This window comes from Pseudomonas protegens, from assembly GCF_003732485.1.
GTDB lineage: Bacteria > Pseudomonadota > Gammaproteobacteria > Pseudomonadales > Pseudomonadaceae > Aquipseudomonas > Aquipseudomonas protegens_B.
Window position 1 is genome coordinate 98,608 of the sequence record NZ_MOAK01000089.1, and the last position, 1,002, is coordinate 99,609.

Sequence of the window (1,002 nt, forward strand, 5' to 3'; positions counted from 1 at the left end):
CGGGTCAATCCATGATCGCTTTGCCAATGAAGTGCTGGCACCTAAGGGCGCGATCATCGTTCCTTACGGCTCGCAAAACGAAATTTACCTGGACGTAGTTGCCGGACGCCTTGATGGCACATTGGCTGACGCCGTATTGCTCTCTGAGGGCTTTCTGAAGACCGACGCCGGCAAAGATTTTGCTTTCGCAGGCCCGGCATTTACTGACGTCAAATATTTCGGCGGTGGTTCGGGTATTGCCTTACGTAAGGGCGACCCATTGAGAGATAAGTTCAACTCAGCCATTGCCGCCATTCGCGCCAACGGTACCTACAAGAATGTCGAGGAAAAATACTTCGATTTCGATATCTACGGCAAGTAACCAGCCACCGCAGCAGCCTGCCTTAAATGGCGCAAGTACTTAAATTCATGTCATTTTTTATGTGCATCTAGGACTTAAATTATGTTGAACGGCTACGGGGCTGTCATCCTCGATGGCGCTTGGCTGACGCTTCAGCTCGCCTTGTCGTCCATGGCCCTGGCCATTGTTCTGGGTCTGATCGGGGTCGCACTGCGCCTCTCGCCGGTGCGCTGGCTGGCCTGGCTCGGCGATCTGTACTCCACGGTGATTCGTGGAATTCCCGACCTGGTGCTGATCCTGCTGATCTTCTACGGCGGCCAGGACCTGCTGAACCGTGTGGCGCCGCTGCTGGGCTACGACGATTACATCGACCTCAATCCGCTGGCCGCCGGTATCGGCACCCTGGGCTTTATCTTCGGTGCCTATCTGTCGGAAACCTTCCGTGGCGCCTTCATGGCGATCCCCAAGGGGCAGGCCGAGGCGGGCATGGCTTACGGCATGAGCAGCTTCCAGGTGTTCTTCCGGGTGATGGTGCCGCAGATGATTCGCCTGGCGATTCCCGGTTTCACCAACAACTGGCTGGTACTGACCAAGGCTACCGCGTTGATTTCGGTGGTGGGTCTGCAAGACATGATGTTCAAGGCCAAGCAGGCGGCAGACGC

At 56.4% G+C, this 1,002-nt stretch carries 2 protein-coding genes; both read left to right on the forward strand.

Features of this window, described 5'->3' with window-relative positions; translation table 11 throughout:
* Window positions 1-361, forward strand: a 361-nt coding sequence (locus BLX41_RS36925) for a transporter substrate-binding domain-containing protein (RefSeq protein ID WP_259745467.1), incomplete at its 5' end; no start/stop codon positions are given.
* A gap of 81 nt (window positions 362-442) precedes the next feature.
* Window positions 443-1,002 (forward strand): ABC transporter permease (locus BLX41_RS32245; protein ID WP_221179230.1); only part of this gene is annotated, 560 nt, incomplete at its 3' end.